General features: G+C 72.1%; 18 protein-coding genes. 9 read left to right on the top strand and 9 right to left on the bottom strand.

Annotated features, from left to right (window positions below):
* Positions 1–18: 18 nt before the first annotated feature.
* Positions 19–222 (top strand): hypothetical protein, encoded by a 204-nt coding sequence (locus VEA62_RS02075; protein WP_324817764.1) that lies wholly within the window; start codon positions 19–21, stop codon positions 220–222.
* A gap of 10 nt (positions 223–232) precedes the next feature.
* Here the strand turns inward: VEA62_RS02075 and hisC are convergent, their stop codons facing one another.
* Genes hisC through VEA62_RS02060 form a run of 3 tightly spaced genes read right to left on the bottom strand, consistent with a single transcriptional unit; the run spans position 233 to position 3,056 of the window.
* Entirely contained in the window at positions 233–1,324 is a 1,092-nt protein-coding gene (gene hisC / locus VEA62_RS02070) for a histidinol-phosphate transaminase (protein ID WP_324817762.1), read from the bottom strand.
* Between the two features lie 14 nt (positions 1,325–1,338).
* Complete coding sequence (locus tag VEA62_RS02065; RefSeq protein ID WP_324817759.1) at positions 1,339–2,022, bottom strand: hypothetical protein; 684 nt, start codon at positions 2,020–2,022, stop codon at positions 1,339–1,341.
* A complete protein-coding gene (locus tag VEA62_RS02060) occupies positions 2,022–3,056 on the bottom strand; it encodes a DUF2125 domain-containing protein (RefSeq protein ID WP_324817756.1) in 1,035 nt (344 codons plus the stop codon). Before VEA62_RS02060 ends, VEA62_RS02065 begins: the two co-directional genes overlap by 1 nt.
* Positions 3,057–3,177: 121 nt before the next feature.
* On the opposite strand from VEA62_RS02060, the gene VEA62_RS02055 reads away from it, so the two are divergent.
* Positions 3,178–3,612, top strand: coding sequence for a VOC family protein (locus VEA62_RS02055; protein ID WP_324817754.1), 435 nt, complete (start codon positions 3,178–3,180; stop codon positions 3,610–3,612).
* Between the two features lie 2 nt (positions 3,613–3,614).
* On the opposite strand, the gene VEA62_RS02050 is transcribed toward VEA62_RS02055, so the two are convergent.
* Together VEA62_RS02050 and VEA62_RS02045 are read right to left on the bottom strand one after the other, a co-directional pair.
* On the bottom strand, positions 3,615–6,473 hold the full coding sequence (locus VEA62_RS02050; RefSeq protein WP_324817751.1) for an ATP-dependent DNA helicase: 2,859 nt from the start codon (positions 6,471–6,473) through the stop codon (positions 3,615–3,617).
* Positions 6,474–6,521: 48 nt separating this feature from the next.
* A complete protein-coding gene (locus VEA62_RS02045) occupies positions 6,522–7,385 on the bottom strand; it encodes an MBL fold metallo-hydrolase (protein WP_324817749.1) in 864 nt (287 codons plus the stop codon).
* A gap of 75 nt (positions 7,386–7,460) precedes the next feature.
* Between VEA62_RS02045 and VEA62_RS02040 the strand changes: the two genes are divergently transcribed.
* The 7 genes from VEA62_RS02040 (at position 7,461) to pdeM (ending at position 13,026) form a co-directional block, all read left to right on the top strand.
* A complete protein-coding gene (locus VEA62_RS02040; protein ID WP_324817747.1) occupies positions 7,461–7,784 on the top strand; it encodes a metalloregulator ArsR/SmtB family transcription factor in 324 nt (107 codons plus the stop codon).
* Positions 7,785–7,788: 4 nt separating this feature from the next.
* On the top strand, positions 7,789–8,136 hold the full coding sequence (locus VEA62_RS02035) for a rhodanese-like domain-containing protein (protein WP_324817745.1): 348 nt from the start codon (positions 7,789–7,791) through the stop codon (positions 8,134–8,136).
* A 4-nt stretch (positions 8,137–8,140) separates the two neighbouring features.
* A complete protein-coding gene (locus VEA62_RS02030; RefSeq protein WP_324817742.1) occupies positions 8,141–8,920 on the top strand; it encodes a sulfite exporter TauE/SafE family protein in 780 nt (259 codons plus the stop codon).
* A gap of 80 nt (positions 8,921–9,000) precedes the next feature.
* Positions 9,001–9,252, top strand: a complete 252-nt coding sequence (locus VEA62_RS02025) for a type II toxin-antitoxin system Phd/YefM family antitoxin (protein ID WP_324817739.1) — start codon at positions 9,001–9,003, stop codon at positions 9,250–9,252.
* Complete coding sequence (locus VEA62_RS02020) at positions 9,252–9,668, top strand: type II toxin-antitoxin system VapC family toxin (RefSeq protein ID WP_324817736.1); 417 nt, start codon at positions 9,252–9,254, stop codon at positions 9,666–9,668. The genes VEA62_RS02025 and VEA62_RS02020 overlap by 1 nt, the downstream gene beginning before the upstream one ends.
* On the top strand, positions 9,665–12,298 hold the full coding sequence (locus VEA62_RS02015; protein ID WP_324817733.1) for a ligase-associated DNA damage response DEXH box helicase: 2,634 nt from the start codon (positions 9,665–9,667) through the stop codon (positions 12,296–12,298). Before VEA62_RS02020 ends, VEA62_RS02015 begins: the two co-directional genes overlap by 4 nt.
* Positions 12,295–13,026 carry a ligase-associated DNA damage response endonuclease PdeM gene (gene pdeM, locus VEA62_RS02010; RefSeq protein WP_324817730.1) on the top strand — a complete coding sequence of 244 codons (732 nt, stop codon included), beginning with the start codon at positions 12,295–12,297 and terminating at the stop codon, positions 13,024–13,026. The genes VEA62_RS02015 and pdeM overlap by 4 nt, the downstream gene beginning before the upstream one ends.
* Here pdeM and VEA62_RS02005 read toward each other — a convergent pair whose 3' ends face one another.
* Genes VEA62_RS02005 through VEA62_RS01990 form a run of 4 tightly spaced genes read right to left on the bottom strand, consistent with a single transcriptional unit; the run spans position 13,027 to position 15,978 of the window.
* A complete protein-coding gene (locus VEA62_RS02005; RefSeq protein WP_324817728.1) occupies positions 13,027–13,755 on the bottom strand; it encodes a lysophospholipid acyltransferase family protein in 729 nt (242 codons plus the stop codon).
* 1 nt (position 13,756) lies between these two features.
* Positions 13,757–14,380, bottom strand: a complete 624-nt coding sequence (locus VEA62_RS02000; RefSeq protein ID WP_324817726.1) for a YdcF family protein — start codon at positions 14,378–14,380, stop codon at positions 13,757–13,759.
* 9 nt (positions 14,381–14,389) lie between these two features.
* Positions 14,390–15,271: an ABC transporter permease gene (locus VEA62_RS01995; protein ID WP_324817724.1), complete on the bottom strand. Its 882-nt coding sequence runs from the start codon at positions 15,269–15,271 to the stop codon at positions 14,390–14,392.
* Complete coding sequence (locus tag VEA62_RS01990) at positions 15,268–15,978, bottom strand: cell division ATP-binding protein FtsE (protein WP_324817722.1); 711 nt, start codon at positions 15,976–15,978, stop codon at positions 15,268–15,270. Before VEA62_RS01990 ends, VEA62_RS01995 begins: the two co-directional genes overlap by 4 nt.
* Positions 15,979–15,983 lie beyond the last annotated feature (5 nt).

Below are 15,983 nucleotides of genomic sequence, written 5' to 3'. Positions count from 1 at the left end.
AGCATGGAGGGTTCCAGAATGCGCAAGCTGTTCAGCATCACAGTGCTCGCCGCCGCCATGGCGACCGCGACCGCCGCCCAGGCTCCCGACGGACCGGACCGGCGCAACGACATCTGCTATCTCGAGTGCCAGTACCGCTGCTTCTACGCCCATCCGGGCGGCGGACCGGCCTGGACGCAGTGCTATGTCGCCTGCGGTCAGGCCAACTGCCAGTCGGGCTGAACCGGCCGGCTCAGGTCGCGGCGAACTCGCTCAGCGCATCCAGCACCGCCCGGTTCTGGTCTTCGGTGCCGATGGTGATCCGCAGGCAATCCGGCAGGCCGTAGCCGCCAACCGGCCGCACGATGACGCCCTTGGAGTTGAGATAGTCGTTGGCCGCCCCGGCGTTTCGTTTTTCGTCGGTGAAGCGGACCAGCACGAAATTCCCCGCGCTGGGCAGGACGTCGAAGCCGAAGCCGCGGATCGCCTGGGTCATGCGCGGCCGCCAGGTGTGGATCAGGTCGCGAGAGGCCTGCCGGTGCGCCTCGTCGCCGAGGGCGGCGACGGCGGCCTCGATGCCGGGGACCGAGACGTTGAACGGCAGGCGGATGCGATCGACCGCCTCGGCCACTTTCAGCGGCGCATAGCCGAAGCCGATGCGCAGCCCGCCGAGGCCGTGGATCTTGGAGAAGGTGCGGGTGACGACGATGTTCTCGCTGTCGCGCGCGAGGCCGAAGCTGGTCTCCCAGTCCGGCTCCGTGACGTATTCGGCATAGGCCTCGTCGATGACCAGCAGGATGTCGGGGCGCAGCCCCTCGTGCAGGCGGCGGATTTCCTCGGCGGTGTTGTAGCTGCCGGTCGGGTTCGAGGGGCTGGAGACGTAGACGATGCGGGTGCGCTCATCGACCTGTTCCAGCAGGGCTTCGGGCGTCGCCTTGAACTGCGGTTCCGGCGCCAGCTTGACCTCTGCCTGGTTGGCCAGGGCGCTGATGCGGTAGGCGAGGAAGCCGTACTGGCCGGTGACGATGTTGTCGCCCGGGGTCAGGTAGCACTGGTTCAGCAGGGCGAAGACCTCGTCCGAGCCGTTGCCGAAGATCAGCCGCTCCGGCTCCAGCCCGTGATGGTCGGCGACCGCGGTGCGCAGCTTGGCGGCCCGGCCGTCCGGATAGATGTGGATGTTGCGAACCGCCGCCTCATAGGCCTCGCGCGCCTTCTGGCCGGCGCCGAGCATGTTCTCGTTGGACGACAGCTTCATCGGTTCGGCCACGCCCTCGATGCGCGACTTGCCGCCGACATAGGGGGCGATGTCGAGGATGCCGGGCTTGGGCGCGGGGGCGTCGGTCATGGATATCCTCGAGATCAGAATACGGGCGCGGCGCCGATGACCCCGCGCAGGTCTCCGGGCGCGTCGTCGAGCCGCCCGTCCTGGGCCTGCACATAGCCCGCCAGGGCGAACAGCTTCAACCCGCCCGCCGCGATCAGCGGGTCGGCGGCGAGGCCCGCCTCGCCGAGACGCCGGGCGATGCGGGCGTCCGTCCACTGGCTGTCGGTGACCCAGAAGGTCCGGTCGTCGCCCGTCGGCCCGGGGTCGGCGGACTGGACCAGGAGGGCGCGGGGCAGGCCGTGGCCGTGGTCCGGCAGGGCGCCGACCACTCGCAGGCGAGGCTCGGCCAGCAACCGGCCCCACCAGCCTGAGGAGCCGGTCAGGTCCATCAGCGCCCGCCCGCCCTTGCGGGCCGCGGCCAGGGCGGCTTCGGGGGTCGCCGCCATCCGGGCGGTCAGGCCGAACCGGTCCGAGGCCAGGACCTGGCTGGCCGGACCCCAGACCGTCAGCGCCGTCCCGCTCGCGGAGTCCAGTCGGCCCAGCACGCAACGCGTGGCGGCCGCCTCCGCCGGCGTCAGTCCCGCCAGGGCGCGGCGCAGGGCTATGGCCTCGACCTCCGGGGTCGGATGGGGCCCGGCGGCGAGACGCGCCCGCACGGCCTCCGCCACGGCGCGGTCCAGCGCCTGCCGCTCGGGATCGGGCTCCGGCGTCGGCAGCATCAGAACAGCCTCGGCGCCGGGGCGAGGGCGAAGGGGCCCAGCCAGGTGCGGCCGTCGCGGAACCGCAGCACCAGATCCATCGGCCGGTCGCCCTGGGCGCTGGCGGCGGCCGCCGCGCCGGCGGCGGCGATCCGGTTGACCGCCCCGGACCGCGAGCCGGCCAGTCCGGCCATCGCCTCGCCCGGCCGTTCGGCGGTGAGGGCGAGCTGCCCCTCGAGCCGCCCGTCCCCACGCGCCGACAGGGCTTCGCTGGAGATCAGGGCGCTGCTTTCACCGGCCCGCAGACGCCCTTTCACGCTGGTGAAGCGGCCGCCGGCGGCGGTCCAGTTGGCGAACACGCCGGCGCTGTCGACGCCGCTCAGCCGGCTCGCCTTCTCGATGGTCGCCTCGACCTCCACGCTCAGCCGCCCCGACCGCGCCGCGCCCTCGACCGGCCCGCCCGGCCGGCCCCGCGCCTCGACCAGCCGGAACAGCACGTCCAGCTCGTCCGTGGCGGCCACCCCGTTCGTCAGATGCGGCCGCATCTCGAACTGCACGTGCTCGGCAGAGGCGATCGGGAAGGGCTCCGCCCCCGGCCGCGGCGTGAAGGTCGGCCGGATCAGCTCGGCCCGCAGGTCGGGGAACCGGTCGCGCAGCCGGTTGACGCTCATCCGCGCCCCGTCGCCGCCGATATCGATCTCGCCCTTGCCGGCCCGCGCCAGGGTCAGGCCGTCCGGCGCGATGACCACCCAGTGGCCCGGGTTCCAGGCATTGGCCTCGGCGACCAGTTCGGGGGCCGAGACGCCCTGCCCGGACGGGGCGACGATCACCGCCTGCGGAAAGGACACACGCGCGCGGAAAGGCCACCCGCCCACGGACACCGGCTGGTGCGCGATGCGCCAGCCGTCGTCCCGCAGCGCCTGCTCCTGGGCGGCCAGCCGGGTCTCGATCTGGTCCGCCAGCCAGAACCACCAGCCGGTCCAGATCGCCAGCAGCACGCCCACGATGGCGAACGGAACCACGAGGCCGCGGCGGGAATGGCGGGGAGAGGTCATCGCGGCTCCGGTGAAGGTTGAGGCTGTGAAGCTCCGAACCCCGGCCGCGTCAAGCGGTCGGCCCTGCCCCGGAACGCCTTCGAAACCGGATCGTTCGACTCCCGCGAACGGGAGAACCTCCATGGAAACCCAGCGCCTGCACCGCGGCCGCCTGATCGACCACATCCAGCTGGTGGTCCGGAACCTCGAGGCCAGCCGCAAATTCTACACCGCCCTGTTCGAGGTTCTCGAACTCCCCCTGGGCGGCGAGGGCGAGGACTATTTCTGGGTCGACGAGCTGTTCATCTCCACCGCCGACAGCGCGGCGGCGGCGGGCCGGCTCACCGGCCGCCATCACCTGGCCTTCCAGGCCCGCGACCGGGCCGTGGTCGAGGCCTGGCACAGGGCGGGTCTGCGGGCCGGCGGCGTCGACAACGGCCCCCCGGGCGAGCGACCCTACCATCCCGGCTACTACGCCGCCTTCCTGCTCGACCCGGACGGCAACAACGTCGAGGCCGTCCATCACGGCGAGGCCCGCAAGAGCGCCGACAGCGTCGAGATCACCTTCGAGGCCTGATCTCAGGACAGGAAGGCCCCGACCTGCTCCACCGCCTCGGCCAGCCCCATCCGGTGCACCTCGGTGCCCGGCGGCAGGCTGGCGAACAGCCGGGTGGGGCAGGCGGCGTCCAGCATGACGAACACCCCCCTGTCGTCGGCCCGGCGGATCAGCCGCCCGAACGCCTGCGCCATCCGCGCCCGCGCCAGGGCGTCGTCGAAGTTTCTCCCGCCCGCGCCCTCGCCGCCGAACCGCGCCCGCCGCGCCTTGTGCAGCAGATCCGGCCGCGGCCACGGCACGCGGTCGAAGGCCAGAATCCGCAAGCTCCGCCCCGGCACGTCGACCCCGTCGCGCACCGCGTCCGTGCCCAGCAGGCAGGAGTCCTGTTCGGCCCGGAAGACGTCGACCAGCGCCCCGACCTCCAGCGGATCGACGTGCTGGGCGTAGAGCGGGATTCCCGCCTTGGCCAGATCCGGCCCCAGCCGCTCATAGACCGCCTTCAGCCGCCGGATGGCCGTGAACAGCCCCAGCCCGCCGCCGCTCGCCGCCAGGAACAGCTCGCGCATCGCCGCCGCCGTCTGGCGCGCGTCGTCCTTGATCAGGTCGTTGACGACGATGACCCGGGCGTTGGCCGCATAGTCGAACGGGCTCTCGACCTTCAGCGTCCGCGCCGGCTCGATCAGCCGCGCCGAGCCGGTCCTCAGCCGCGCCATGTCGAACGGATCATCCGAGTTCGGATCGGACAGGGTCGCGCTGGTCACCAGCACCCCGTGGGCCGGCATGATCACCGCCGCCTCCAGCGGCACGGTCGGATCGATCCAGTGCCGCCGCAGGGCCACGTCCATGATCCGCCCGAACGCCGCCTCGGCCGACAGCCAGTCGACGAAGTCCGGGTCCGGCTCGTCCGACGAGACCTCCAGCGCCGCCAGCATCGAGCGCCAGCCGGGCAGGGTCATCCGCGCCCGCCGGTCCAGGCCGCGCAGCGCCCCCTCGATCCGCGACCGCTGCGACCCGTCCAGCTCGGCCGCCTCGTCGTCGAGAATGTCCTCCAGATGCCGCGCCAGGGCCAGCAGCGGCGCCTCCACCGCCGCCAGCGCCTGCGCCGCCTCGCGCGCCGTCTCCAGCACCGGATCGGTCACCGGCCGCAGCGCGCACTCCATGCCGAATTCGACGCCCGAGCCCGAGGCGTTCTCGCTCGTCCGTGCACGGAGCTGTTCCAGTCCCGCCAGCAGGAACCGCTCGATCGGCCCCACCGGATTGACCTCGCCCGAGGCCGGCGCGATCCGCCCCGACACGCCTTCGCCGGGCAGCTGCGCCGCCGCCCGCACCGCGTCCTGCAGCGCCTTCGTCGCCGCCTCGTTATCGGCGCACAGATCGCCCAGCCGCTGCTCCAGGCCGCGCCCGCGCCGCCCGCGCCCTTCCGGCCCCCGGATCCAGCGCCGCAGCTCCGCCGCCTCCTGCCCCGACAGACAGGCCGAAAAGGCGCTGTCCGCCGCGTCGAACAGATGGTGGCCCTCGTCGAACACGATCCGCTTCAGCGCCGCCGTCTCGCCGTCCTGCTTCAGACCGCGCGCCGACCGAGCCCCGTCGAAGGCGGCCTGGGTCATCACCAGCGCATGGTTTGCCACGACCAGATCGGCCCGCCGGCTGGCCCGGATGGTCTTCTCGACGAAACAGGTGCGGTAGTGCGGGCAGGCGGCGTGGACGCATTCGCCGCGCCGGTCGACCAGATTGGCCGCGCTGGCCTGATGGCTCGGCCCGACCGCGAACAGCCCCGGCAGCCAGCCCGGATAATCGCCGCCGGTCATGTCGCCGTCGCGCGTGTGCATGGCCCAGCGGCTGGCCAGCGCCATGCCGATCAGGTCGCCGTTGCCCAGCTGCGCCGCCTGCACCATGTCCTGCAGGTTCAGCAGGCACAGGTAGTTCTCCCGCCCCTTGCGCACGACGGTCTTGCGCTTGCGCTCGACCGGATCGGGCCACAGCGCCGCGCTCTCGCGGTCGATCTGGCGCTGCAGGGCGCGGGTGTAGGTCGACACCCAGGCCGCCCCTGCATTGCGCTCGGCCCACAGCGAGGCCGGGGCGAGATAGCCCAGCGTCTTGCCCGTCCCCGTCCCCGCCTCGGCCAGCAGCACCCGCGGCCGCCCCTCCTCGTTGCGCGGCGAAAAGGCGAAGGCGGCCTCGGCGGCGTAGTCGCTCTGCGTCGGCCGCGTCTCGTCCAGCCCCGAGGCCTGCAGCAGCTTCTCCAGCCGGATGCGCGCGCTCTCGGAATCCACCGGCGCCGAGCCTGCCTCGCCGCGCGGCGCCTCGTCTTCCCACTCCGGCAGGCGCGACCAGGCGTCGAGCCCGGACCCGCGATGCTGCCGCTCCCGCACCGGCTGATGCTGCAGCGCCCCGAGCACCCGCCAGCCCCACGCCCATCCCGCCCGCGCCAGCGTCTCGGCCAGGGTGAAGGCGGCCTCGCGATCCGGATAGGCCGGGTCGGCCAGTTCCCGCAGCAGCCCGTCGGCCGCCCGCCGCAAGGCCTCCGCCTGCGCCTCGGCTCCTTTCGGCTCGCTCATCCCCATGGCCAGCGCCAGCCCGCTCGGCGACGGGGCGCAGAACCGCGCCGGCCGCACGAAGGCGAACAGCTCCAGCACGTCGAGCAGATCGCTGGACCGGGGCGGCGGCGCCAGCCCCAGTCTTCGCGCCGTCAGGCTGGCGTGCGCCACCAGCACCGGCCCCGTCGTGAACGCCCCCTCGGCCGCGCCTCGCCCGATCTTCCGCGGCCCCGCCTCATCGCAGATTGCCCCGGCCCCCGGCGGCACGGCCAAAGACGCCGGCAGCACGAGCCACGGCTCGGCGCCGGTCAGGGCTGGGGAGGAGGAGAGGGTGGAGACGGACACCGCCCGTAGATAGCTGGTCCCGCCGCGAAACGGAACGGGAACATCAGCTCACAGGGCGTTGACCGGAAACTTCAGGAACCGCTTCCCCGACGGCTCCGGCGGCGGCAGGTCCCCGGCCCGGATGTTGACCTGCAGCGAGGGCAGGATCAGCCGCGGCACGTCGAGACTGGCGTCGCGCGCGGTGCGGCGGGCGACGAAGTCCGCCTCGCTCACGCCGCCGCCGATATGGATGTTGGCCCGGCGCTCCTCGCCCACCGTCGTTTCCCAAGCGAAATCCTTGCGGCCGGTCTCCGGCAGATAGTCGTGGCCGACGAACATCCGGGTCTCGGCCGGCAGGGCCAGCAGGCGCTGGATCGAGCGGTACAGAGTGGCCGCGTCGCCGCCGGGGAAGTCGGTGCGGGCGGTGCCGTAGTCGGGCATGAACAGGGTATCGCCGACGAACACCGCGTCGCCGATGCGATAGCTGACGCAGGCGGGCGTGTGGCCCGGGGTGTGGATCACCTCGACCTCCAGTCCGGCGACGGCGAAGCGGTCGCCGTCGTCGAACAGGTCGTCGAATACGGCGCCGTCGGGCGTCAGGTCGTCCGTCTCGAACAGGTCGGCGAAGGTCTTCTGCACCTCGGTGATGCGCCGCCCCACGCCGATCCGGGCCCCGGTCCTCTCCCGGATGTAGTGCGCCGCCGACAGGTGGTCGGCGTGGGCGTGGGTCTCCAGCACCCGCTCGATGCGCCATCCCTGTTCGGTGGCGGCCGCCAGGATGGCGTCGGCGCTGCCGGTCGAGGTCCTCACCGCGGCCGCGTCGTAATCCAGCACCGGATCGATGACGACGGCCACGCCCGCGGCGGGGTCGCTGACCAGATAGCTGATGGTGTTGGTGGCCTTGTCGAAGAAGGCCAGGACGGTCGGCTTCATGGCTCGGCTCCTGAACTGACGTCGCCCTATATATTAGGTATTGCTAATTTAGCAAGTGCGAATATATAGGGCGACATGAACGGCATGACCCACATCGATCTCGCGCGTTTCGAGGCCAGTGCGACCCAGGCTGCAACGCTTCTCAAGGCCCTGTCCAACGAGAAGCGGCTGATGATCCTGTGCCGGCTCGGGGACGGAGAGCTTCAGGCCGGGGCGCTCTGCCCGCTGGTCGGCCTGTCCCAGTCCGCCCTGTCCCAGCATCTGGCCCTGCTGCGCGAGGAGGGGCTCGTCGCGACTCGCCGCGAGGGTCAGGCCGTCTTCTACCGCATCGCCGACCCGGCCGTGGTCCGCGTCATCGCGACCCTGGCCGAAATCTTCAACCCGCCGTCCCCGGAGTAGCCTCATGTCCGCCGTCCTCACCCCCCTGTCGCCCCATCAGGTCGCCGACCGCATCAGGAGCGGCCGCGCCGTCGTCATCGATATCCGCGAACCCGACGAATTCGCCGCCGAGCATCTGCCGGGGGCCGTCTCGGCTCCGTTGTCGACCTTTGAACAGGCCGATCTCGGCGTCCAGCCGGGCTGCGAAGTCATATTCATGTGCCGCAGCGGCGGACGCACGGGCATGTATTGCGACCGCCTCGCGGCGCGCATCGAGGGCGCCGCCTGCGTCCTCGACGGCGGGCTGAACGGCTGGAAGGCGGCCGGCCTGCCCGTGACCGCCTCCCCGGCGGGTCCGTCCCGGACGGCCTGAACCGATGGACCCGATGCTGTGGACCTGGGGCGCCGCGGCGCTCAGCGGAGCGATCGTCGGCCTGTTCCTCGCCGTGTTCGGCGGGGGCGGGTCGGTGCTGGCCGCGCCCCTGCTGCTCTACGTCGTCGGGATCGCCGATCCGCACGTGGCCCTCGGCACCTCGGCGGCCGGCGTGGCGCTGAACGCCATGACCGGCCTGACCGGCCACGCCCGCGCCGGCCGGGTCAAATGGCCCTGCGCCACACTGTTCGCCGTCACCGGCGTGCTGGGCGCCCTGGCCGGCTCCACCCTCGCCAAACAGGTCGACGGCCAGAGCCTGTTGCTGTTCTTCGCCCTCGCCATGGTGCTGATCGCCCTGTCGATGCTGCGCAAGCCCCGCAGCGAGGGCGACGCCGCGGTGCGCCTCGACCGCCGGCTCGTCCTGCGGCTGGCCCCGATCGGCCTCGGGGCGGGATTCGCCGCCGGCTTCTTCGGCATTGGCGGCGGCTTCCTCATCGTCCCCGGCCTGATGGCGGCGACCGGCATGACCCTGATGCACGCCCAGGCCTCCTCCCTGCTCAGCGTGGCGGTGTTCGGCGCCTCGACCTCGGCCAACTACGCCGTCTCCGGCCTCGTCGACTGGCCGGTCGTCGTCGCCATGGTCGCCGGCGGCGCCGTCGGGACCGCGCTCGGCCTGCCGATCGCCCGCCGCCTCGGTGAGCGGGCCGCGCTGGGTCGCCGCCTGTTCGCCGGCCTGATCATCCTCGTGGCGATCTACGTGGCCGTCCGCGCGCTCACCGGGTGAAACGGAACGGGAACATCTGATTGCCGCTCCGCCCCTCCCATGATATATGGCCATATAGCATAGCCATAACGGAGGGCGGCATGAACTGGAGCCTCGCCAAGGCGAAGGACAACCTGTCCGAAGTCATCCGCCGTTCCCGGACGGAAGGACCGCAGGAAATCTCCATCCACGGCCAGGATGCGGCCGTGGTGCTCTCGGCCGAGGATTTCAGGCGCCTGAAGGACCCGCGCGCCTCGCGTGACTTCAAGGACTGGCTGCTCAACGGTCCCTCGCTTGAGAGCGTCGACCTGGAACGCGACCAGCGTCCGGCCCGGGATATCGACCCCTTCTGATGTTCCTGCTCGACACCAACGTCATCAGCGAGCCCAAACGCGCCCGGCCCGATCCGGCTGTCGTCGCATGGCTGGGCGACCAGTTGCCCACGGACCTCCATCTGAGCGTCATCTCGGTGGGTGAACTGCGGCGCGGCATCGTGCGACTCGAGCCTGGCCGGCGCCGGGACGACCTCGACTACTGGCTGGCGCAACTGATCCTGCGCTTCGACGACCGCATCCTCCCCATTGATCTGGACGTGACCGAGCGCTGGGCGGCCTTGGCCGAGGCGCAGCGCGCCGCCGGGCGAACCGCGGACCTGACTGATGAGCTGATCGCGGCGACCGCCCATGTGCACGGGCTCACGATCGTCACCCGCAACCTCCGGCATTTCGAGCACACCGGCTGCCGGGTGCTGTCGCCGTGGGGCCGGTGACGCAGCTCCCCCCCCTGTTCGCCGACTGGTTCGCCAGCCGGGGCTGGACCCCGCGCCGCCACCAGCTCGAGATGATCGCGGCCGCCGAGGCCGGATCGCACGCCCTGCTCGTCGCCCCGACCGGCGGCGGCAAGACCCTGGCCGGCTTCCTGCCCTCCCTGATCGAGCTGGCCGGGCGCGGCCCGAAGCCGGTGACCGGCCCGGGCTCCGGCGTCCACACCCTCTACCTCTCGCCGCTCAAGGCCCTGACCACCGACGTCGAGCGCAACCTGATGACCCCGATCCGCGAGATCGGCCTGAACATCCACGTCGAGAGCCGCACCGGCGACACCAAACAGTCCAAGCGCCAGCGCCAGCGCGACTTCCCGCCCGACATCCTGCTGACCACCCCCGAACAGCTGGCCCTGTTCTGCGCCTGGGACGGCGCCCGCAGCTATTTCGCCGACCTGAAATGCGTCGTCCTCGACGAGGTCCACGCCATCTGGAGCGGCAAGCGCGGGGACCTGCTGAGCCTCGGGCTTGGGCGGCTGCAGAAATACGCCCCGCAGATGCGCCGCGTCGCCCTCTCCGCCACCGTCGACGACCCCGCGATGATCGCCGACTGGCTCCGGCCGGGCGAGGTGCGCAGGTCGGACCCCTCCACCCCTTCGGGGTCCCCCTCCCCACTGCGTGGGGAGGAGACAGGCGGCGCCACCACCGTCTCCTCCCTGTCGCGCAGCGATGGGGAGGGGGACCCCGAAGGGGTGGAGGGGTCAGCCTCAAGCGCCGTCACCATTGTGAAGGGCGACCCCGGCGCTCCCCCCGTGGTCGACGTCCTCGTCTCCGAGGGCCACGTCCCCTGGGCCGGCCACACCGGCCAGCACGCCATCCCCGAGGTCTATGACGCCATCCGCCGCGCGGGCATGAGCCTGATCTTCGTCAACACCCGCTGGCAGGCCGAGTTCGTGTTCCAGCGGCTGTGGGCCATCAACGACGACGACCTGCCCATCGCCCTGCATCACGGCTCCCTCGCCGCCGAGCAGCGCCGCAAGGTCGAGGCGGCCATGGCGCGCGGCGACCTGCGCGCTGTGGTCTGCACCTCCACCCTCGATCTCGGCATCGACTGGGGCGACGTCGACCTCGTCATCCAGCTGGCGGCCCCCAAGGGCGCCAGCCGCCTCGTGCAGCGCATCGGCCGCGCCAACCACCGGCTGGATGAGCCGTCGCGCGCCCTGATGGTCCCCGCCAGCCGCTTCGAGATGCTGGAATGCCAGGCCGCCCGCGAGGCCGTGGCCGAAAACGCCTTCGACTGGGAGCCGGTCCACACCGGCACCCTCGACACCCTCGCCCAGCACGTCATGGGCTGCGCCTGCTCCGAACCCTTCGCCATGGAGGACCTGTATGCGGAGGTCACCGCCTGCGGCCCCTACCGCGGCCTGACGTACGAGCAGTTCGAGGAGGTCGTCGATCTGGTCGCCACCGGCGGCTACGCCCTGCGCACCTATGAACGCTTCGCCCGCATCGTCCGCGACCGGCAGGGCCGCTGGAAGGTGCGCGACGCCCGGACCGCCCAGCGCCACCGCATGAACGTCGGCGCCATCGTCGCCGCCGCCACCCTCAACGTCCGCGTCGCCTCGCGCCGCGGCCAGCGCCTGATCGGCGGCCGCAAGGTCGGTGAGGCCGAGGAGACCTATTTCGAGCCCATGGTCCCCGGGGACACCTTCGTCTTCGCCGGTCAGGTCTGGGCCTTCCAGGCCATCGCCGGCATGGACGCCCTGGTCACCCATGCCCAGGACAGCGACCCGAAGATCCCCTCCTGGGGCGGCTCCAAATTCCCCATGTCGCGCTCGCTTGCCGACCGCGTCCGGGACATGATCGAAAACCGCGAGCACTGGCGCGTCCTGCCCCCCGACGTGCAGGAGTGGCTGGAGCTTCAGGAAGCGAAGTCCGCCATCCCCGACGCGGAGACCATGCTGGTCGAGACCTTCCCGCGCGGGTCGCGCCACTTCCTCGTCGCCTATCCGTTCGCCGGCGGCCTCGCCCACGGCACCCTGTGCATGCTGCTGACCCGCCGCCTCGACCGCCTCGGCGTCGGCCCGCTGGGCTTCGTCGTCACCGACTATTCGCTGGCCATCTGGTCGATCAAGCCGATGGACGGCCTCGACCTCGACGCCCTGTTCGAGCCCGACATGCTCGGCGACGACCTCGAGAGCTGGCTGGAGGAGAGCTTCATGATGAAGCGCACCTTCCGCAATTGCGCCCTGATCTCCGGCTTGATCGAGAAGCGCCAGCCGGGGAACGAGAAGACCGGCCGGCAGGTGACCTTCTCGACCGACCTGATCTACGACGTGCTCCGCCGCCACCAGCCCGACCACCTGCTGCTCAAGACCGCCCGCGCCGACGCCGCCGCCGGCCTGCTCGACGTCGCCCGGCTGGGGCAGCTGCTCGAACGCATCCACGGCCGGATCCGGCATGTCCATCTGGAGCGCCCCTCGCCCTTCTGCGTCCCCGTCCTCGTCCAGATCGGCCGCGAGCGCGTCGGCGGCGGCCAGGCGGCCGAGATGATCCTCGACGCCAGCGCCTATGGGTTCGACGAGGCCGAGCTGATCGCCGAGGTCATGGGCGAAACGCCCGCCGGGGCCGCCCAATGAACGCCGTCCTGCGTCAGGCCCTGTCCCCCGCCCGCTGCCCCAGCGGCGGCCTGCGCGTCCATATCGAGGGCGAGCCCTGCGTGCTGCGCTGCTCCGGCGCCCTGTGGGTGCTGAACCACCGCACCCTGATCGCCGCCGACCTGCATCTGGAGAAGGGCTCGGCCTTCGCCGCCCGCGGCCAGATGCTGCCCCCCTACGACAGCCGCGCCACCCTCGACCGGCTCGAGGCCGAGATCGAAGCCCTCCAGCCCGCCGCCGTCGTCCTGCTCGGCGACAGCTTCCACGACTCGAAATCGATCGCCCGCATGGCCCCGGACGACGCGGCCCGTCTGCACCGCCTCGCCGCCGGCCGTGACTGGATCTGGCTCGAAGGCAACCACGACATCCGCGCCCTCGCCGGCTCCCTCGACGCCCTGCCCGGGCAAGTGACCGAAACCCTGTCCCTCGGCTCTCTCCGCCTGATCCACGAACCGCAGCCCGGCGTTCAGCCCGGCGAGATCGCCGGCCACCTCCACCCCGCCGCCCGGGTCGCCGCCCACGGCCGCGGCGTCCGCCGTCCCTGCTTCGTCACCGACGGCCGCCGCGCCGTCCTCCCGGCCTTCGGCGCCTTCACCGGCGGCCTCGACGTGCGCGACCCCGCCATCGCCGGCCTGTTCGCCGAGCCGCCCCTCGCCGCCGCCCTCGGCCGCGACAAGGTCCACGCCCTGGCGTGGGAGACGCTGCGTTAGTCAGGTGAGAGCGGGCCGCTCGTCCGCCGCCAGCATCGCTCCCGACACCCCCTCGATCCGCGCCTCCAGCTCCGCCATGAACTCCGCCCGTTTCAGCCCCGCCGGGATCGCCGGCAGGAACTCATAGACCACCGTCCCCGGATATCTCCGGAACCCGTGCGCCGGCCAGCAAACCCCCGAGTTCGTCGCCATCGGCGTGCAGGGACATTCCAGATCGCGGTACAGCGCCGCGATGCCCGGCTTGTAGTCCGCCGGCGCCCCCACAGCCGCCCGCGTCCCCTCCGGAAAGATCAATATCTGCCGCCCCTCGGCGAACCGCGTCCGCGCCTGCTTCACCATGTCCTTCAGCGCCCTGGAATGCGCCGAGCGGTCGACGGCGATCATACCCGTCTTCCACGCGAACCAGCCGAAGAAGGGCAGGGGCCGCAGCTCCTTCTTCATGATGAAGCAGTTGTCGGGCAGCACGATCCACGGCGCGATCACGTCCAGCATGCTCTGGTGCTTGCCGGCGACCAGGGCGGCGCCGGTCGGCCGGTGCTCCAGGCCGCGGAACTCGACCTTCACCCCCGCGATCCAGCGCAGGCCGAACAGGCAGAAGCCCGCCCAGCCCCGGATCACCCCCATGGCGTAGCGGTGCGGCAGCAGCAGGGCGGGCGAGAGGCCGACGGCGAACAGGGCCATCGACAGATAGAGCCAGGCGACGAACAGCAGCGAACGCAGGGTGGTCATGTCAGCCGGCCTTCCCGGCCGGCGCGGCTTCGGTCGCGGGGCGCTCGTACTCGCCGCCGACCAGCGCCCGTCCCAGGGCGGCCAGATATTTCATGTATTCCAGCGTCATCCGCCGCGCCGTCACGGCCGCCCGCCACCAGCGCGAATTGTCCAGCGACGGCGTCTCCACCGCATAGGGCGTCAGTTCCAGATCGGGCGCCGCCGCCCGGATCTCGGTCAGGGCGCGGGGCATGTGATAGTCCGAGGTCACCACGATCAGGCTGTCATAGCCCTTGGCCTCGGACCAGGCGGCGATCTCCTGGGCGTTGCCGATGGTGTCCTCGGCTTCGAAGCCCAGGTCGACGCAGCAGTTGAACAGCTTGTTCGAGCCCGGCGTCAGCGCGCGCAGCTCCTGGCGGCGAACCTCGCGGTTGACCCCCGAGATCAGCACCCGCTGGCCCTTGTCCTGTTCCAGCAGGCGGATGGCGGCGTTGACGCGCTCGGCCGAGGGGCCGGTCAGGGCGACGATGGCGTCCGCACGAGCGGGCTCGGCCGCCGGCGTATAGCTGCGCACCCGGTCGGCGAAGGCGAACAGGCCGACCAGCCAGATCACCACGATGATGGCGACGAAGGTTAGAAACTTCATGGCGTTAACTTAACGGCCGCCCCGCAATCGCGCCAGCGCGGTGATCCGCGCCGCGACAAGCGCCACCGTAGCGGCCAGCAGCGGGCATGGCGAGAGCATCAGCAGATCGCTCCAGGCCACGGGCAGGGCCGGCGTGACGCCGTCCGCGCCGCCGAGGAACCTCAGCCCCGCCGTCAGCGCCATGGCGGCCGCCGCCCCCGCCGCGCCCGCCCCCGCCGCCAGCAGGCCATAGCGGGCCTGGTACAGGCCGGCGATCCGCCCGTCCGAAGCCCCGTTGAGACTGAGCGTCTCGATGATCGTGCGCTGCGCCGCCATTCCGGCCTGGGTCGCATAGACGATGGCCGCCCCCGCCGCGCCCGCCGTCAGCAGGAAGGCCGCCACGGCGAGGGCGGTGATCAGCGCCGCCGACCGCTCGACCTCTCCGCGCCACAGGCTGTGGTCGTCGACCGTCGCGTCCACCCCCGCCTCGGCCAGGGCGCGGCTCAGGCTGACGGCGCTGGCCGGCGCATCGCGATCCAGCCGGACGGTGACCAGATGGGGCAGGGGCAGGTCGGGCAGAACCGCGTCGCCGACCCACGGCCTCAGCAGGGCCTCGGCGGTCTGGCGATCCATCGCCTCGGCCTCCTCGACGCCGGTGACGCCCGCCAGCGTCTGCGCCGCCCGCGCCGCCGCCTCCGTCCCCGTCTCGCCGACGCGGGGCCGCACCTGGACCGTCGCCTCGGCGCGCAGCTGCCGGGCCCAGCCGTGCGCCGCCCTGTCGGCGGACACGGCCCCTACCGCCGACAGGCAGGCGAGGAAGCACAGCACGGCGATCACCGCCGCCAGCCACGGCTCGCCGCCGCCGTCGCGCGGCAGGATCGCCGCCCGGCTCCGCGTCAGGCCCGGGATCACGCCATCCCCCCGACCAGCCGGCCGCCCTCGAGCCGCAGCACCGAGGCCCCCGAGGCCGCCGCCAGTCCCTCGTCGTGGCTGGCGATCAGCACCGTCGTGCCCAGCCGGTTCAGCGACTGGAACAGCTTCAGCAGCCGCTCGCCCATGGCCGCGTCGACGCTGCCGGTCGGCTCGTCGGCGAGGATCAGGTCCGGCCGGTTGACCACCGCCCGGGCGATGGCGAGGCGCTGCTTCTCCCCGCCCGACAGCGTCGGCGGCCGGTCGTCCGTCCGCTCGCCCAGCCCGACCCAGTCCAGCATCTCCTCCACGTCGGCGGCGTAGCTGTCGCGCCTCGCCCCCGCCAGACGCAGCGGCAGGGCGACGTTGTCGAAGGCGGACAGATGGTCCAGCAGGCGGAAATCCTGGAACACCACCCCCATGCGCCGCCTGAAGCCGGGCAGGGCCGACCGCGGGGCCGCGCCCGCATCCTCCCCGAACAGCGTCAGTTCTCCGGCCGTCGGACGGGCCGCCAGGGTCAGCAGTTTCAGCAGCGTCGACTTTCCGGCCCCCGACGGCCCGGTAAGGAAGTGGAAAGAGCCCGCTGCCAGAATGAGGTTAATGTCCCGCAGCACGCTCGGGCCGTCCGCATAGCCGAAGCCGACGCCGGAAAGGCGGACGGTGTCGGTCGCGGAGGCGGTCAAGGCGGCGCGGCGGGGCTGGACGGGCATCGATT

Source organism: Brevundimonas sp., assembly GCF_035627475.1.
In the GTDB taxonomy this organism is placed as follows: Bacteria; Pseudomonadota; Alphaproteobacteria; order Caulobacterales; family Caulobacteraceae; genus Brevundimonas.
This window is presented reverse-complemented; position numbering and strand designations above follow the sequence as displayed.

Excerpts from the sequence above, each read along its gene's own strand:
- hisC (WP_324817762.1), bottom strand. The coding sequence starts at position 1,324 with ATGACCGACGCCCCCGCGCCCAAGCCCGGCATCCTCGACATCGCCCCC.
- VEA62_RS02055 (WP_324817754.1), top strand. The coding sequence starts at position 3,178 with ATGGAAACCCAGCGCCTGCACCGCGGCCGCCTGATCGACCACATCCAG.
- VEA62_RS02005 (WP_324817728.1), bottom strand. The coding sequence starts at position 13,755 with ATGACCACCCTGCGTTCGCTGCTGTTCGTCGCCTGGCTCTATCTGTCG.
- VEA62_RS02065 (WP_324817759.1), bottom strand. The coding sequence starts at position 2,022 with ATGCTGCCGACGCCGGAGCCCGATCCCGAGCGGCAGGCGCTGGACCGC.
- pdeM (WP_324817730.1), top strand. The coding sequence starts at position 12,295 with ATGAACGCCGTCCTGCGTCAGGCCCTGTCCCCCGCCCGCTGCCCCAGC.
- VEA62_RS02075 (WP_324817764.1), top strand. The coding sequence starts at position 19 with ATGCGCAAGCTGTTCAGCATCACAGTGCTCGCCGCCGCCATGGCGACC.
- VEA62_RS02000 (WP_324817726.1), bottom strand. The coding sequence starts at position 14,380 with ATGAAGTTTCTAACCTTCGTCGCCATCATCGTGGTGATCTGGCTGGTC.
- VEA62_RS02060 (WP_324817756.1), bottom strand. The coding sequence starts at position 3,056 with ATGACCTCTCCCCGCCATTCCCGCCGCGGCCTCGTGGTTCCGTTCGCC.
- VEA62_RS02020 (WP_324817736.1), top strand. The coding sequence starts at position 9,252 with ATGTTCCTGCTCGACACCAACGTCATCAGCGAGCCCAAACGCGCCCGG.
- VEA62_RS01990 (WP_324817722.1), bottom strand. The coding sequence starts at position 15,978 with ATGCCCGTCCAGCCCCGCCGCGCCGCCTTGACCGCCTCCGCGACCGAC.
- VEA62_RS02035 (WP_324817745.1), top strand. The coding sequence starts at position 7,789 with ATGTCCGCCGTCCTCACCCCCCTGTCGCCCCATCAGGTCGCCGACCGC.
- VEA62_RS02040 (WP_324817747.1), top strand. The coding sequence starts at position 7,461 with ATGAACGGCATGACCCACATCGATCTCGCGCGTTTCGAGGCCAGTGCG.
- VEA62_RS02030 (WP_324817742.1), top strand. The coding sequence starts at position 8,141 with ATGGACCCGATGCTGTGGACCTGGGGCGCCGCGGCGCTCAGCGGAGCG.
- VEA62_RS02045 (WP_324817749.1), bottom strand. The coding sequence starts at position 7,385 with ATGAAGCCGACCGTCCTGGCCTTCTTCGACAAGGCCACCAACACCATC.
- VEA62_RS02025 (WP_324817739.1), top strand. The coding sequence starts at position 9,001 with ATGAACTGGAGCCTCGCCAAGGCGAAGGACAACCTGTCCGAAGTCATC.